This window comes from Xanthomonas sp. LMG 12459, assembly GCF_009192905.1.
In the GTDB taxonomy this organism is placed as follows: domain Bacteria; phylum Pseudomonadota; class Gammaproteobacteria; order Xanthomonadales; family Xanthomonadaceae; genus Xanthomonas_A; species Xanthomonas_A sontii.
In genome coordinates, this window is the sequence record NZ_NSGT01000050.1 from 47,272 (window position 1) to 64,066 (window position 16,795).

Sequence of the window (16,795 nt, forward strand, 5' to 3'; positions counted from 1 at the left end):
GCCCTGCTATCCCCTGTGCTTCTCAACCACGCATCCGCGCGTCGTGTTCCCGCGCCAGCGCGGCCACCGCATCGGCGACCACCGCCTCCACGTCGCGGTCTGTCAGAGTGCGCGTGTTGTCCTGCAAAATCAAGCCCATAGCGAGACTCTTGCAACCAGCCTCGACCCCCGCGCCGACGTAGCGGTCGAACAGCACGACCTCGCGCAGCAAGGGCCCCACCGCCGCGCGCACGCTGCGCGCCAGCGCCGCCCAGCTCACCGCGTCCGGCACCACGAAGGCCAGGTCGCGGCGCACCGACGGGAACCGCGACAGCTCGGCGGCGCGCGGCAGGGCACGCGCGGCCAGCGGCGCCAGGTCCAGCTCGAACGCCAGCACATCGACGTCGATCTGCATCGCCTGCAGCAGCCGCGGGTGCAGTTGGCCGATCCAGCCGATCCGCACGTCGTCGCGATAGACGTCGGCCGACCGGGTCGGATGCGCGAACGGACGCGTCGACGGCCGGTAGTCCAGGCGTGCGCCGGAGGCCGCGGCCAAGGCGTCCAGGTCGCCCTTGAGGTCGTGGAAATCGACCTTGCGCGCCGGCAGGCCCCATTGCAGGGCGTCGGCATCGCCGCACACCGCCGCCGCCGCCCGCTGGGTTTCGGTCGGCGCGGCGCCGGCTTCCGCCGCCGCGGCGAACACCTTGCCAAGCTCGAACAGGCGCACGCGCCCGGCCTGGCGCGCAGCGTTGCGGCCCAGCGCGGCGACCAGCCCCGGCAGCAGCGACGGACGCATCACCGCCAGTTCGGCGCTGAGCGGATTGGCCAGGGCCACGCGCCCGTCGTGCAGGCCCCACTGGTCCAGCAGCGCAGCATCGACGAAGGCGTAGTTGATGGTTTCCAGCAGATCGCGCGCCAGCAACTGGCGACGCACGCTGCGCTCGTCCAGCTGGGTCTCGCTGTCCATGGCGATGCGCGTGGCGCCGCCGGGCAAGGTGGTCGGCAGGCGGTCGTAGCCGTGGATGCGCGCCAGCTCCTCGATCAGATCCTCTTCGATGGCGATGTCGAAGCGGCGGCTCGGCGCGGTGACCTGCCAGCCGTCGGCCGAGGCGACCACCTCCATGCCCAGCGCGCGCAGGATGCGCTCGACGTCGGCGTCGGCGATCTCGATGCCGAGCACGCGCAGGATGCGCGCGCGGCGAAGCGCGATCGGTGCCGGTGCCGGCAGGAATTCGGGCAAGGCGGCCTCGACCACCGGGCCGGCGCGCCCGCCGGCCAGCTCCAGCACCAGCCGCGTGGCTAGCTCCAGCGCCTGCCGCGGCAGCGCCGGATCCACGCCGCGCTCGAAGCGGTGACCGGCATCGGTGTGCAGGCCGAGCTTGCGCCCGCGGCCCATGATCGCGGCCGGCGCGAAATGCGCGGCCTCCAGGAACACGTGGCGGGTGGTCTCGGTGACCCGGGTGGCGTGGCCGCCCATCAGCCCGGCCAGCGCCACCGGCCGATCGGCATCGGTGATCAGCAGGAACGCCGGATCCAGCACGGCCTCGCGGCCATCGAGCAGGGTCAGGGTCTCGCCGCCGCGCGCGTGGCGCACGCCGATCGGGCCCTGCAAGGTGTCCAGGTCGAAGGCATGCATCGGCTGGCCCAGTTCCAGCATCACGTACTGGGTGATGTCCACCAGCAGCGACAGCGGACGCACGCCGCTGCGGCGCAGGCGCTCGGCCATCCACAGCGGCGTCTTCGCCGCCGGATCCAGGTCCTCGACCACGCGGCCGCAATAACGCGGCGCATCGGCGCCCGCATCCAGCGTCACCGCCAGCGCGCGCTCGCTGCTCACCGCCGCCGGCGTCACCGCCAGCGGCAGCACGTCGCTGCCGCAGGCCGCGGCCACGTCGTAGGCGATGCCGCGCACGCCGAAGCAGTCGGCGCGGTTGGGGGTGAGCTTGATCTCGATGCTGGCGTCGGGCAGGCCCAGATACTCGATCAGCGCCTGGCCGATCGGCGCATCGTCGGGCAGTTCGAACAGGCCGGACGCGTCGCTGTCCAGGCCCAGCTCCTTGGCCGAGCACAGCATGCCGTTGGACGCGACCCCGCGCAGCTTGGCCGGCTTGATCGCGATGCCGCCGACCTGCGCACCGACCAGCGCCAGCGGCGCGACCAGACCCGCGCGCGCATTGGGCGCGCCGCAAACGATCTGCAGCAATTCGCCCTGCCCGGCATCGACCCGGCACACCTGCAGCCGGTCGGCCTCGGGATGCGGCGCGGCCTCGACGATCCGCGCCACCACCACCTGCTGCAGGCCGTCGCCAAGCGGCACGACCTCCTCGACCTCCAGGCCGATGGCGGTCAGGGTCGCGGTGAGCTGCTCACGCGTAGCCTGGGTCGGAACGTGGCTGCGCAGCCAGTTTTCGCTGAATTTCATGGAAGGGCCGGGAATCGGGAATGGAGAATGGAGAATCGAAGACGCGGTCTACTAGGAACGGAAACGGAGAGGGGAAACGAGCCTTTGCGTTGCTTTGCCCATTCCCGATTCCCGTTTCCCGACTCCCAGCCTCAAGCAAACTGCCGCAGGAACCGCACGTCGTTCTCGAAGAAGGCGCGCAGGTCGTTGACGCCGTAGCGGAGCATCGCGAAGCGCTCCACGCCCATGCCGAAGGCGAAGCCGGTGTAGCGCTCCGGGTCGATGCCGACGTTGCGCAGCACGTTCGGGTGGACCATGCCGCAGCCGAGCACTTCCAGCCAGCGGGTGCTGCCGTCGGGCTGCTGCCAGGCGATGTCGACCTCTGCGCCGGGCTCGACGAAGGGGAAGTAGCTGGGACGGAAGCGCATCTGGAAATCGCGCTCGAAGAACGCGCGCACGAACTCGGCCAGGGTGCCCTTGAGATCGGCGAAGGTCGCGTGCTCGTCGACCAGCAGGCCTTCGACCTGGTGGAACATCGGCGAATGGGTCTGGTCGCTGTCGCTGCGGTAGACCTTGCCGGCGGCGATCATGCGCAGCGGCGGCGCATGCTCCCCCATGTAGCGCACCTGCACGCCCGAGGTGTGGGTGCGCAGCAGGCGGCCGTCGCCGAAATAGAAGGTGTCGTGCATCGCCCGCGCCGGGTGGTGCGGCGGGAAATTCAACGCCTCGAAGTTGTGCCAGTCGTCCTCGATCTCGGGGCCGTCGGACAGCTCGTAGCCCAGCCGCGCGAAGATCTCGGTGATGCGCTCCAGGGTACGGGTGACCGGATGCAGCCCGCCGCGTTCGCCGCGCCGCCCCGGCAGGGTCACGTCGATGCGCTCGGCGGCCAGGCGCGCGTCCAGCGCCGCGGTTTCCAGCAGCGTGCGGCGCTCGGCCAGCGCGGCGGACACCGTGTCGCGTGCGCGGTTGATCGCCTCGCCGGCCAGCTTGCGCTGCTCCGGCGCCAGCGCGCCGAGCTGCTTGAGCTGGGCGGTGATGCTGCCGCTCTTGCCGAGCAGCGCGACCCGCAGTTGCTCCAGCGCCTCCGGACTCTGCGCCGCGGCGATGTCCGCCAGCGCCTGCCCGCTCAGGGAATCGATCTCACTCATTGCACTCGCGCCTCACTGCTCCGGCCGAACCCGTGGCCACCGTGTCCCGCCGATGCGGAACCTCCCTACCCGGCAGGCGCCCCGTCGCCGGGGTGCCCAAAAACGCAAAAGGGGAAGGACTTGCGCCCTTCCCCTGCATGCCTGCGATGGCTCCCGCCGAAACCCCGCACGTGGACGCACGGGTTTCTGCAGGGACTCGCAAACTTATGCCGCCAGCGCGCCCTTCGCCTTCTCCGCCAGGGCGGCAAAGCCCTGCGCGTCGTGCACGGCGATGTCCGCCAGCACCTTGCGGTCGAGGGTGATGCCGGCCTTGAGCAGGCCGTTCATGAAGCGGCTGTAGCTCATGCCGTTGATGCGGGCCGCCGCATTGATGCGGGTGATCCACAGCGAACGGAAATTGCGCTTCTTCTGCTTGCGGCCGATGTAGGCGTACTGCTGCGCCTTGATCACCGCCTGCTTGGCGACGCGGAAGACCTTGCGACGGGCGTTGTAGTAGCCCTTGGCGAGGTTCAGAACTTTCTTGTGACGGCGGCGCGCCTGGACGCCACGCTTGACTCGAGCCATGGTTCAGTCCTCAGAGGTAGGGAAGCATACGGTCCAGACGGCCTGCGTCCTCGGCACGGACGTGGTTCGTCTGCCGCAGGTTGCGCTTCCGCTTGGTCGCTTTCTTGGTGAGGATGTGGCTACGGTTGGCGTGGCCGGCCTTGTACTTGCCGGAGGCGGTCTTGCGGAAACGCTTGGCCGCCGCCCGGTTGGTCTTGATCTTGGGCATTGCAATGTCCTTGATGGTGTTTTGTCACTGGTCAGGGCGGTGGCTGCGCCACACTTTCCGTCCGTGCCCTTACCTGCTTGTAAGCCCTTGATCCACTGAGGATCCGGGCGGGTCCTATTGCCGCCGGAGCGGCAAACCCGATGAACTGGGCCGCGCATTATGCCAGGGCTTGGAATGCCTTGCAAATCATGCAGTTCGACGGGCGCTTGCGCGCCGGGATTCGGGATTCGGGATTCGGGATTCGGGATTCGCGCAGGCTGCGCGGCGCACGAGCACGCCGCAACGGCGCAGCCGCGCTACGCCCGGAACGTCAAGAAGAAGCTGGCCACAGAGACCCGAGAACCGCGCGCCTGCTGTTGGCGGGGCGCGATCCCGTGCTGCGGCGGCGGATCAGCGCTTCTTCGGCGCGATCATCATCACCATCTGCCGGCCTTCCAGGCGCGGACGCGATTCGATGACGATGTCTTCGCCCAGATCGGCCTCGATCCGCGCGGCCATTTCGCGACCGAGCTCCTGATGGCTCATCTCGCGACCGCGGAAGCGGATGTTGACCTTGACCTTGTCGCCTTCCTCGATGAAACGGCGCATGTTGCGCAGCTTGATCTGGTAATCGCCTTCGTCGGTGACCGGACGGAACTTGATTTCCTTGATCTCGACCTGCTTGGTCTTCTTCTTGGCTTCGTTGGCCTTTTTCTGCTGCTCGAACTTGAACTTGCCGAAGTCCATGATCTTGCAGACCGGCGGATCGGCCTGCGGCTGGATCTCGACCAGATCGAGTCCATCCTCTTCGGCCAGCGCCAGCGCTTGGTCGCGGGTCAACACGCCGACCATCTCGCCGTCCGCGCCGATCACGCGCACGCGCGGCACGCGGATCTCTTGGTTCTTGCGGTTCTGTTTGTTGTCAGGGGTACTGATGTTGCAATCTCCCAGGGGAATCGGACTGGCGCGGACGGAGGCTCCGTCCGCACCAGGGTGGTGTCACGCCAACTGCTCGGCGCGCAGCCGTTCGGCGAAGGCGGCGACCGACATGGTGCCCAGATCCTCCCCCGATCGCGTACGGACCGCAATCGCGCCGTTTTCCGTCTCGCGGTCGCCCGCGACCAACAGGTACGGCACCCGCTGCAGCGTGTGTTCGCGAATCTTATAACCGATTTTTTCGTTCCGCAAATCGGCCTCGATGCGGAAGCCTTGATTTGCAAGGAGTTTCCGCACGTTGTCTACATAGTCTGCCTGCGCGTCCGTGATGTTCATGACCACGGCCTGCACCGGCGCCAGCCAGGCCGGGAACATGCCGGCGTGGTGCTCGATCAGGATGCCGATGAACCGCTCCATCGACCCGACGATGGCCCGGTGCAGCATGACCGGATGCTTCTTCTGGCTGTGCTCGTCCACGTACTCGGCGCCGAGGCGGCCGGGCATCATGAAATCCACCTGCATGGTGCCGAGCTGCCAGGTGCGGCCGATCGCGTCCTTGAGGTGGTACTCGATCTTCGGGCCGTAGAAGGCGCCCTCGCCCGGCAGTTCCTGCCACTCCACCCCGCAGGCGCCGAGCGCGGCGCGCAGCGCGGCCTCGGCCTTGTCCCAGGTGGCGTCGTCGCCGAGGCGCTTTTCCGGGCGCAAGGCGATCTTGATCTGGATGTCGTCGAAACCGAAGTCGCCGTACACCTTCAGCGCCTGCTGGTGGAAGGCGGTGACTTCGGCCTCGATCTGCTGCTCGGTGCAGAAGATGTGGCCGTCGTCCTGGGTGAAACCGCGCACGCGCAGGATGCCGTGCAGCGCGCCGGACGGCTCGTTGCGGTGGCAGGCGCCGAACTCGCCGTAGCGGATCGGCAGGTCGCGGTAGCTGTGCAGGCCTTGGTTGAACACCTGCACGTGGCCGGGGCAGTTCATCGGCTTGACCGCGTAGGTGCGCTTCTCCGATTCGGTGAAGAACATGTTGTCCTGGTAGTTGTCCCAGTGGCCGGACTTCTGCCACAGCGACACGTCCAGGATCTGCGGGCAGCGCACCTCGCCGTAGCCGCTGTCGCGGTAGACCTTGCGCATGTACTGCTCGACCACCTGCCAGATCGACCAGCCCTTGGGGTGCCAGAACACCAGGCCCGGGCCCTCTTCCTGCAGGTGGAACAGGTCCTGCTGCTTGCCGATCTTGCGGTGGTCGCGCTTGTCGGCCTCCTCCATGCGCAGGATGTAGGCCTCGAGCTGCTTCTTGTCGGCCCAGGCGGTGCCGTAGATGCGCTGCAGCTGCTCGTTCTTGGCGTCGCCGCGCCAGTAGGCGCCGGAGATGCGGGTCAGCTTGAAGGCCTTGAGGAAGCGCGTGTTCGGCACGTGCGGGCCGCGGCACATGTCCACGTATTCCTGGTGGTAGTACAGGCCCATCGCGGTGACGTCGTCGGGCATGTCCTCGATCAGGCGCAGCTTGTAGTCCTCGCCGCGCTGCTTGAACAGCTCGATGACCTCGGCGCGCGGGGTGACCTTCTTGATCACGTCGTAGTCCTGCGCGATCAGCTCCTGCATGCGCTTCTCGATCGCCGCCATGTCCTCGGGGGTGAACGGGCGCTCGCTGTAGATGTCGTAGTAGAAGCCTTCGGCGATGACCGGGCCGATCACCATCTTGACCTCGGGATACAGCTGCTTGACCGCGTGACCGACCAGGTGCGCGCAGGAGTGGCGGATGATCTCCACGCCTTCGGCGTCCTTGGCGGTGATCAGGCGCAGGCTGGCGTCGTGGTCGATGAGGTCGCAGGCGTCGACCAGGCGGCCGTCGACCTGGCCGGCGATGGTCGCCTTGGCCAGGCCGGGGCCGATGGACTGGGCCACGTCCATGGGGCTGACGGGGTGTTCGAATTCGCGGCGGCTGCCGTCGGGGAGCGTGATCGTGATCATGGGAGTCGGCGGAAAGGGAAACTGGGGGATGACGTCCGCGCCACCTCGGCGGCAGGCCAGCCTGGGCGCGGGACAGAAAGAAGGCGCCACAAGGGCGCCTGCTCGGACAGCCTTGGGCGGGAACTCAAGCGAGGGCGGTGGTAGTGCTCATGTCGCACGCTCGGCCGGCGTCGCCGCGGGCCACCCATGTCCGGATCAGGTCGATAGGCAAGAATGGTAAACCAGCTTTTACCAAAATGGTAATTGCGGCCGTTTACCAAAACGGTCATTCCTGGTGCGCGCCCGAGGTCTTCGCTGCGCCGCAGCAAGAGCTACAGCGGGTGCCATGGCATGCTTCGCCGACGTTTTCCCCGCACCCGGACGCGCCGTCATCAAAGGCAAGGCCACATCGCTGGACATCGCCTATCTGGCAGGCGTGTCGCAACCCACGGTCTCGCGCGCGCTGCGCGGCAGTCCCGCGGTCAACGAGCAGACCCGACGCAAGATCCTGGCGATCGCGCGCGAGCTGAACTACAAGGTCGACAAGCACGCCTCCAGCCTGCGCCTGCGCAATGCCGGCACCCTGGCGTTGCTGTTCTTCGAAGACCCGACCACCGACGACTCGCTGATCAACCCGTTCTTCCACTCGATGCTGGGGTCGATCACCCGCGCCTGCGCCCGCCACGGCTACGACCTGCTGGTGTCGTTCCAGCAGTTGTCGGACAACTGGCGCGCCGACTACGGCGACAGCCAGAAGGCCGACGGGCTGATCCTGCTCGGCTATGGCGACTACCTGCAGGCGCAGCAGCGGCTGCAGCACCTGGTCGACCAGGGCACGCATTTCGTGCGCTGGGGCGCGGTGCTGCCCGGGCAGCCTGGGGTCTCGATCGGCAGCGACAACTTCCAGGGCGGCCACGACATCACCGCGCACCTGCTGGCGCAGGGCCGCCGCCGCATCGCCTTCCTCGGCGACGCCTCCAACCATTACCCCGAATTCCTGGAACGCTACCGCGGCCACCTGCAGGCACTGCGCGCGGCCGGCGCCGAGGCCACGCCGGCGCTGCAGGTCGATGCGATCACCACCGAGCAATCCGGCTACAAGGCCGCCCTGGCCCTGCTCGGCCGCGGCGAGCGCTTCGATGCGCTGTTCGCCGCCAGCGACCTGATCGCGATCGGTGCACTGAAGGCCTTGCGCGAGCACGGCCTGCGCGTGCCCGAGGACGTGGCCCTGGCCGGCTTCGACGATATCCCGGTGGCGGCCAGCGTCGATCCGGCGCTATCGACGGTGCAGCAGGACACCAAGCTGGCCGGCGCGGTGCTGGTGGACACGCTGCTGGCGCAGATCGCCGGACAGCCGGTGAGCAGCCGCACCCTGCCGGTGACGCTGGCGCTGCGCGGCTCCTCGCTGCTGCGCAACTGAGCCCTGCTCGGGCACCGACGCGCCGACGGCCGGCGCGCTGACGCCGACCGGCAGCGCCGCGTTCACGGCGTCGGCGCGACGCCGTCCTTGGCCGCCATCAGCCAGCGCAGCCGCGCGCGCAGGTCCGGGCGCACGATCGGCGCATCGGACAGGAACACGCGCACGCCATGTGCCGGCACCTCGGCGCGCAGCGCATCGGTCACCTCGGTGGCGCTGCCGTCGAAGCCGTCGTGCCAGGTGCCGGGCTGCAGATAGCGGCGCACTTCCAGCGTGCGCGGCGCGTCGCTCTTGTTCAGCAGCACCAGCGCGGTCTGGGTTGTACCCGCATGCTGGAACACCCGATAGAACACTGCCTCGTCGCCGGACAACTGCAGGTTGAGCTGCAGGCCGCGCTGCAACGCTGGGCTGCGCTGGCGCAGCGTGGCGATGCGTCGCAGCGGCTCGAAGATCGGACTACTCGGCGCCGCGTTCACCCGCTCCTGGCCGAAGTAGTTGCGGTTGCCGGCATGCTCGGCGCGCCCGCGCATGAAGCCGGTCTCCGAGCCGTAGTAGATCACCGGGATGCCGCGCGCGGTGAACAGCCAGTTGTGCGCGTCGATGAAGCCGGCGTCGCTGGCGTCCAGCCGCGCCATGTCGTGGTTGTCGTAGAAGGTCATCAGCTCGTACGGATTGGCGTACGGGCCGCGTTCCAGGTACAGCGCCGGCTGCAGCGTTTCGTAACCGCGCTGGGCGTGGCCGAAGGTCGCCGCCAGTGCCTGCTTGAGCGGGAAATCCAGCACGCTGACGCCGGCGTTGCTGGCCCAGGTGTGGCCGGCGATCTTGTGCGCGTTGTAGTCGAAGTCCTCGCCGAACATGAACATGCCCGGGCGCTGCGCGCGGATGCGGCGCACGAACTCGTGCCAGAAGCTGTCCGGCATCCAGCCGATGGTGTCGATCCGGAACGCATCGGCGCCCTGCCCCAACCACTGCGAATAGGCGCCGACCAGATACTCCATCACCGCCGGGTTGCGCTCGTTGAAATCGGATAACTGCGCCAGGTTGCCGCCGGTGTTGTAGAACGCGTGCAGCGGGTTGTGCGCCGGGTCCAGCTTGGACGGCGGCAGGTTCTGGTGGTCGGCGATCAGTTTGCCGTCGCGGTCGAACACCTGGCCGAACATCGGCTGCCGCTTGGGCATGGTCCAGGCCGGCGAGCCGTGGTTGCCGACGATGTCCAGCACCACCTTCAACTGCTGCGCGTGCATGGCCTGGGTGAAGCCGGCGAAATCCAGACCGGGGCTCGGCAGATGTTCGTCGAGCTTGTAGAAGTTCACGCCCCAGTAGCCGTGGTAGCCGGTCTTGCCGCGGTCGCTCAGCGAGCTGCCCCAGGTGATCGGCTTGCCGCCGGTGAAGGCCTCGTCCGGGTTGTCGACGATCGGGGTGATCCACACCGCGCCGAAGCCCAGGTCGCGGATGTAGCCGGCGTTGTCGACCACGCCCTTGAAGTCGCCGCCGAGGTAGCCGATGTTGTCGCTCTCGCCCGGCGGCGCCGGGATCGGGATGTCGAAGGTGCGATGCGCGCCGCCCTGGTCGCGATGATCGTTGCCGGGATCGCCGTTGACGAAGCGATCGGTGACCACGAAGTACACCGCCTCGCTGGCGAACGGCTCCAGCGTGCCGTAGAACTCTTCCTGCGCCGGCGCCTGGGCCTGCGCCGACCCAGCGCAGGCGCCCAGCAGGGCCAACGCCAACAGCGACATCCGATTGATCATGCACTTGCTCCCGAATCCGACGGCACCCACAGCACGCACAGCGCCGCCACCAGCAGGCTGCCGCCGCCGATCGCCAGCGCATACAGCGGCCGGCCGCCGAGCCAGTGCGTGAGCACGAAGCCCAGCACGCTGACCGCGACCAACTGCGGGATCACGATGAAGAAATTGAAGATGCCCATGTACACGCCCATCTTCGCCGCCGGCACGCTGTCCGACAGCAAGGCGTAGGGCAACGACAGGATCGAGGCCCAGGCGAAGCCCACCCCGACCATCGACAGCAGCAGCCACTGCGGATCGCGGATCCACAGGAACGACAGCAGGCCGGCCGCGCCCAGGCACAGATTCAGCAGATGACTCACGCGCAGCCCGCAGGCGCGCACCAGCAGCGGAATGGCGATCGCGGCCAGTGCGGCGAAGCCGTTGTAGGCGGCGAACAGCACGCCGACCCAATTGGCGCCCTCGTTGTAGGCGGCCGAGGTGACGTCCTGGGTGCCGTAGTGGGTCTGGGTGACCGCAGCGGTGGTGTTGATCCACATCGCGAACAACGCGAACCAGGAGAAGAACTGCACCCCGGCCAGGCGCCGCATCGCCCGCGGCATGGTCTGCAGATCGCAGACGATCGCCGCCAGCATGTGTCCGCGACGCAGGCGCGGCGCCACGCCCTGCAGCACGCCGTAAGCGATGCACAGGCCGGCCAGCACGTACAGCATGCGGTCGCCGCGGCACCAGGCGATGGCCGCCGCGCCGGCAATGCCCACCGCGCACCACAGCGCAGCGGCGCCATCGACACGGCGCGGTTGCGCCGCCGCGGCGGCCGCGGTGGCGACGTCGCTGCCGTGTAGGTCTTCGGGCGGATACTCGCGGGTGCGCAGCACGGTCCAACCGATGGACAGGAACAACACCGCGCCGCCGACATAGAACGCGTAGCGCACCGTCGCCGGCACCTCGCCGGGGGCGGCGGTATTGCTGACGCCCCAGTGCGCCAGCAGCCACGGCAGCATGCTCGCCACCACTGCGCCGACGCCGATGAAGAAGCTCTGCATCGCATAGCCGGTGGCGCGCTGGCGCGTCGGCAACTGGTCGCCGACGAAGGCGCGGAACGGCTCCATCGAGATGTTGATCGAGGCGTCCAGCACCCACAACGTGCCGGCCGCCACCCACAGCGCCGGCGAGTTCGGCATCACCAGCAAGGCCAACGTGGTGAACAACGCGCCGACCATGAAGTACGGGCGACGCCGGCCGAAGCGGTTCCAGGTACGGTCGGACAGGTAGCCGACGATCGGCTGCACGATCAGGCCGGTCAGCGGCGCGGCGATCCACAGTCCCGGCACCTGGTCCATGTCCGCGCCGAGGGTCTGGAAGATGCGGCTGGCGTTGGCGTTCTGCAGCGCGAAGCCGAACTGGATACCGAGGAAGCCGAAGCACATGTTCCAGATCTGCCAGAACGACAGCGCCGGCTTGGCGCGTGGCACGGCGCTCATGGGCGCTCCTCGATCGGGCCGGCCGGCGCGATCAGCAGCGCGGCGACATCGGCGGCATTGACCACGCCATCGGCGCCGCCCTGGCCACCGGTGTAGCGCGCGAAGTGCTGCAGTGCGCTCATGTTTGCCGCCGGCAGTAGCCGCGCGACGCAAGGTTGCCCGGCCTGCAGCACGAACAGCGCCGCCGTGGAGGTCTGCTCGCCGACGCTGTGCGGCATCACCAGCGGTTGCGATTGCGCTGGCGCGTCGCCGCATTGCACCTGCAGGCTGTTGACCGCGGCGGTGACACCTGTGTTGATCGGCCCATGCGCATTGACGTAGCGCACGCTCAGTCGATAGGCGCCATCGTGCGGCGCGGTCCAGCTCCAATCGTCGGCGCCCTCCACGCGGGCGACGTTGCCGACGCAGACAGTGGGGCTGTGCAACGACTCCCAACGCGCACCCTTCCGGGTGAGACTCAGGCATTGCACGCGCTCGGCCAGCGGCAGCAGCGCGCCGTCGGCGCTGCCCTCGCGTGCCTGCCCATCGACGTACAACACCGAGTCCGCAGCCGCCTGCACCCGCCAGCCCCCGGTCTCGCGTCGCACCTGCGGTGCCGGCGGCGCCAGCGGTGCGAAGGCGTCTTCTGCCGTCAGCATCTGCAAGGGCGCACTTCCGCTGTGGCGTGCCACCAAGTCGATGGTGATGACGCCGTTCTGGCTGTGGGTCTTGCCGGCGACCAGCAGGTCGCCCTGCAGTTGCATCGGCCGGCGCAGCACGATCCGGCGGTCCTTCAGCTGCAACGCAATCTCCTGGCGCTCGCCGAACAGCATGGGCACCAGGCTGGTCGGCAACTTGGGCAGCACCCGGCCATCGTCCTCCACGCCGAACACGCCCTCGACCACCATCGCCAGGTAGCCGGCCACCGACCACAGCTGCCGCGGCGAATTGACCACCGGGCCGCTGAGCGGACCGTCGTCGACATGCACGGCCTGGCTCAGGAACTCGTAGTTCTCCATGTTCGAGCCGGCCAGCGCGGCGCCGCGCAGCAGAGAGCGCACTTCCAGGTCGATGCGCGCGCTGTCGTCGGTGTGCCGCGCCGCACGCAGCGCGTAGGCGCTGACGAACGGCCAGATCGCCCGGTTGTGGTAGATCGGCACGTCGTGCTGCTGCGGCCACACCACCGGGCTGCCCGCCTCCACCGCCGGATAGCGGGCCAGCGCCTGGCGCGCACGCGCGGCCGGCAGCACGTCGGCCAGCACCGCCAGCGACAGGCCCAGCAGATCGTAGCGTTCGTAGCGCACCGGGTGCTCGGCGGTGCCGATGTAGCCGACGTAGGTGCCGCGGTCCTCGCGCCAGAAACGCTGCGCGATCGCCTGGCGCAGCGCGTCGGCCCAGTCGGCATAGCGCGCGGCCGCCTGCGTGTCGCCCTGCTCCCGGGCCAGGCGCTCGCCCAGGCGCAGCGCCTGGTAATGCAGCACGTTGGTCGACAGCGCGAAGGAACTGGCGATGAAGCCGACATCCTCGCGGGTCCAGGCCGGATAGGTCTGCTCGCGCCAGTCCAGGAACGAGGTCTCGCCGCGGTACAGGCCGATGCGCGGGTCGAACGCGAACGCGCGATCCTGGGCCAGCGTGGCAGTGAGTGCGGCGCGGGTGTCGGCGGCGAAGGCCGGATCGTCCAGCAGGTGGCGCGCAGCCAGGAACCACACCACCCGGTCGCTGCTCACCGGCCAGCTGCCGCCGGAGCCGGTGTCCTGCGCCACGAACAGCCCCGGCAGCGCGTCGGTGCCGCGCATCGGCGACAGCTTGAAGCGCAACGAGCGCCGCGTGCGCTGCGGATCCAGCCGCGCCAGGGCCAGGTCCGCGGCATAGCTGACATCGCGGGTCCACACGTAGGGCCAGCGCTCGCCGGTCTGGTAGCAATCGCACGGCAACGGCTTGCCGTGATCGAACGCCGGGTCGCGGATCGCCTGCACCTGATCGTCGTGCAGTTCCTGTTGCGCCAGCGCGAACAGCGCGTCGAACAACGGACTGTCGGTCTCGCTGCGCAACGGCTGCGCCGGCACCGTGCGTGTGCCTTGGGCCGCCTGCAGCACGAAACCGCCGTCGGCGGTGGCCTCGGCCCGCGCGGTCTGGCCACGCCACTGCAATGACGCCTGTGCAGCAGACGCCGACGCCGCAGCACCCAAGGTGGCGGCCAAGCAAATCATCTTCAGCATCGAAGCGGCAGACCGGCTCGCACCGATCGACCTCCCTCCCTCTTTGCCTGCATGGTGGAAGCGCAGGCCGGCACGCCGGCGCTACGGTCGCCGCCTCCGCATCGCGGGGGCGCTGCGGACATGGTAGACGGGCGGCACTGCGACGCGTGCAGTTGCATACGTATTCATCGTACGGGCCTCCGGCGGCCAGGAACCGCCTCGCTATAGTCGATGCGCTGCCACGGTCGCCCTGGGAGGGGAGATGCCGCTGTTTGACGTCCTGTCGCGCCTGCGTCTGCCGTCGTTGCTGGCGAGCGTTTTGTGGTGCGTTGCGCCATGCCTGCACGCCGCGCCGCAGACGGTGGCCAGCGTGGACTCGCCGGGCAAGATCCTGCGCGTCTCTCTGCAGTTGGACGACGGCCGCCCCAGCTATCGCGTGCAGCGGCTGGGCGAGGCGGTGATCGGCGAATCGCGCCTGGGCTTCCAGTTGCGCGACGGCGCGCTGGATCGCGACCTGGCGGTGCTGGACCAGCACAGCCGCAGCGTCGACGAGACCTGGGAACAGCCGTGGGGCGAGCGCCGCTACGTGCGCAACCACTACAACGAACTGCGCGTGGAGCTGGGCGAGCGTGGCGGCCGCCAGCGCCGCTTCGCGGTGGTGTTCCGGGTCTACGACGACGGGCTTGGCTTCCGCTACAGCTTTCCGCAACAGGCCGTACTGCAGGAAGCGATCATCGACGAGGAACTCACCGAGTTCGACATCGTCCCCGATGCGACCGCCTGGTGGATTCCCGCCGGCGCGCCCATCCACTACGAATACCTGTACCGACGCACGCCGCTGCGCGAGGTGCCGCTGGCGCACACGCCGTTCACCCTGCGCAGCCAGGACGGCCTGCACCTGGCCATCCACGAGGCGGCCCTGGTCGACTACGCCGGGATGTGGCTGCGCCGCGGCGAAGGCCAGCGCCTGCATGCGCAACTGTCGCCGTCGGCGGAAGGCTGGAAGGTGCGCCGGTCCCTGCCCTTCGACACGCCGTGGCGGACGCTGCAGATCAGCGACACCGCCGGCGGCCTGGTCGATTCCAACCTGATCCTCAACCTCAACGAACCCAACGCGCTGGGCGACGTGAGCTGGGTGCACCCGGCCAAGTACATCGGCGTGTGGTGGTCGATGCACCTGAATCAGGAAACCTGGGCGCGCGGCCCCAGGCATGCCGCCACCACCGCCAACACCCGCCGCTACATCGACTTTGCCGCAGCGCACGGCTTTCGTGGCGTGCTGGTCGAAGGCTGGAACCCCGGCTGGGACGGCAACTGGGTCGGCCACGGCGACGACTTCGACTTCACCCGTGCCACCGCGGACTTCGACATCGAAGCCCTGAGCGCCTACGCGGCGAAGAAGGGTGTGCACCTGATCGGTCACCACGAGACCGGCTGTGCGGTAGAGCACTATGAAGATCAGCTCGATGCGGCGCTGGATCTGTATGCGCGCTTGGGCGTGGATACCTTCAAGACCGGCTACGTCTGCGACGACGGACAGGTGGACCGGCGCAATCCCGCCGGCGGCCCGCTGTTGCGCGAATGGCACGACGGCCAGTTCATGGCCCGCCACCATCTCAAGGTGGTGCAGGAAGCCGCCATGCGCCACCTGTCGGTCAATGCCCACGAACCGATCAAGGACACCGGCCTGCGCCGCACCTACCCGAACTGGCTCTCGCGCGAAGGCGCGCGCGGCATGGAGTACAACGCCTGGGGCGAGCCGCCGAATCCGCCGGAGCACGAAGTGAACCTGGTGTTCACCCGGATGCTGGCCGGACCGATGGACTACACCCCCGGCATTCTCAGCCTGAAGGGCCGCGGCGGACGCGCGATTCCGAGTACGCTGGCGCGGCAACTCGCACTGTACGTGACCCTGTACAGCCCGATCCAGATGGCGGCCGACCTGCCCGAGCACTACCTGCAGCACCGCGACGCGTTCCGCTTCATCGAGGACGTGGCGGTGGACTGGGACGACAGCCGCGTGCTCGACGGCGAGATCGGCGATTACGTGACCATCGTGCGCAAGGACCGCCACAGCCGCGACTGGTTCCTCGGCAGCATCACCGACGAGCACGGCCGCGTGCTACCGATCGCGCTGGGCTTCCTCGAACCCGGCGTGCGCTATCGCGCCGAGATCTACCGCGACGGCGACGCCGCCGATTACCAGCACAATCCGTTCGACTTCGTGCGCGAGCAGCGCATGGTCACCAGCCGCGATCAGTTGCAGGTGAAGCTGGCGCCCGGCGGCGGGCAGGCGATCCGTTTCGTCCCGCTGGACCCGGCGCCGGCCTCCGCTGGCACGGCGGCATCGCGCTGACGCACCACCATGCGGCACGCGGCACCGCCGGCAGCACAGCGGCGGAGGCATGCACTCGCCATGCCGGATCACGGCGCTCGCCTCTGCGGCGCCGCGCCATCGTGCGCGGCAGGTCAGCGGCGCGCGGCGCGCCGCTTCCGCCAAACCATGTCGCGCCATCTGCGAGCTCGCCCGACGTCCGCATGCCGGCGTACTCCCTGGCATCACTCTCAGTGCAGCACCCGAATGTTCATGCCAGGCGACGTCAGTTGCATGAAGCACGCGCATGCTCGCCGCGGCACCGGCGTAGCGGCGCGCGCACGACATTGCGATCCTGAAAGCGCTTCCAATGCGATGCAGGCCAGTGAATACGTATGCAGCGGGCGTTCGCGACGAAGCCGCGTGTCTACCATACAGCGCAATCGCGACACCGCCCTGCGGCTGCGCGACACGCACATCCGGCCGCCTCGCC

At 68.7% G+C, this 16,795-nt stretch carries 11 protein-coding genes; 2 read left to right on the top strand and 9 right to left on the bottom strand.

The annotated features are described in order from the left end of the window. Nucleotides 1-22: 22 nt before the first annotated feature. The 6 genes from pheT to thrS form a co-directional block, all read right to left on the bottom strand. Nucleotides 23-2,401: a phenylalanine--tRNA ligase subunit beta gene (pheT, locus tag CEK65_RS12440; protein ID WP_152181934.1), complete on the bottom strand. Its 2,379-nt coding sequence runs from the start codon at nt 2,399-2,401 to the stop codon at nt 23-25. Nucleotides 2,402-2,532: 131 nt separating this feature from the next. After that, nucleotides 2,533-3,528: a phenylalanine--tRNA ligase subunit alpha gene (gene pheS / locus CEK65_RS12445; RefSeq protein ID WP_010342858.1), complete on the bottom strand. Its 996-nt coding sequence runs from the start codon at nt 3,526-3,528 to the stop codon at nt 2,533-2,535. 204 nt (nt 3,529-3,732) lie between these two features. Further along, complete coding sequence (gene rplT / locus CEK65_RS12450; protein ID WP_010342859.1) at nt 3,733-4,092, bottom strand: 50S ribosomal protein L20; 360 nt, start codon at nt 4,090-4,092, stop codon at nt 3,733-3,735. Between the two features lie 10 nt (nt 4,093-4,102). After that, entirely contained in the window at nt 4,103-4,300 is a 198-nt protein-coding gene (rpmI, locus tag CEK65_RS12455; RefSeq protein ID WP_010342861.1) for a 50S ribosomal protein L35, read from the bottom strand. Nucleotides 4,301-4,690: 390 nt separating this feature from the next. Continuing rightward, nucleotides 4,691-5,215: a translation initiation factor IF-3 gene (gene infC / locus CEK65_RS12460; protein WP_304951734.1), complete on the bottom strand. Its 525-nt coding sequence runs from the start codon at nt 5,213-5,215 to the stop codon at nt 4,691-4,693. 63 nt (nt 5,216-5,278) lie between these two features. After that, nucleotides 5,279-7,183 (bottom strand): threonine--tRNA ligase, encoded by a 1,905-nt coding sequence (gene thrS / locus CEK65_RS12465; protein ID WP_017911219.1) that lies wholly within the window; start codon nt 7,181-7,183, stop codon nt 5,279-5,281. A 325-nt stretch (nt 7,184-7,508) separates the two neighbouring features. On the opposite strand from thrS, the gene CEK65_RS12470 reads away from it, so the two are divergent. Further along, entirely contained in the window at nt 7,509-8,582 is a 1,074-nt protein-coding gene (locus CEK65_RS12470; RefSeq protein ID WP_152181936.1) for a LacI family DNA-binding transcriptional regulator, read from the top strand. A 62-nt stretch (nt 8,583-8,644) separates the two neighbouring features. Here CEK65_RS12470 and CEK65_RS12475 read toward each other — a convergent pair whose 3' ends face one another. From CEK65_RS12475 to CEK65_RS12485, 3 genes are read right to left on the bottom strand one after another with little or no spacing between them, the layout of a single operon-like run. Further along, nucleotides 8,645-10,318: an alpha-amylase family glycosyl hydrolase gene (locus CEK65_RS12475; RefSeq protein ID WP_193314782.1), complete on the bottom strand. Its 1,674-nt coding sequence runs from the start codon at nt 10,316-10,318 to the stop codon at nt 8,645-8,647. Nucleotides 10,319-10,326: 8 nt separating this feature from the next. Beyond that, complete coding sequence (locus CEK65_RS12480) at nt 10,327-11,811, bottom strand: MFS transporter (protein WP_152181938.1); 1,485 nt, start codon at nt 11,809-11,811, stop codon at nt 10,327-10,329. Beyond that, nucleotides 11,808-14,009: a Six-hairpin glycosidase-like protein gene (locus CEK65_RS12485; RefSeq protein WP_193314778.1), complete on the bottom strand. Its 2,202-nt coding sequence runs from the start codon at nt 14,007-14,009 to the stop codon at nt 11,808-11,810. Before CEK65_RS12485 ends, CEK65_RS12480 begins: the two co-directional genes overlap by 4 nt. A gap of 241 nt (nt 14,010-14,250) precedes the next feature. Here CEK65_RS12485 and CEK65_RS12490 point away from each other — a divergent pair, with 241 nt between their 5' ends. After that, nucleotides 14,251-16,344, top strand: coding sequence for a glycoside hydrolase family 97 protein (locus tag CEK65_RS12490; RefSeq protein WP_152181939.1), 2,094 nt, complete (start codon nt 14,251-14,253; stop codon nt 16,342-16,344). The last annotated feature ends 451 nt before the right edge of the window (nt 16,345-16,795 follow it).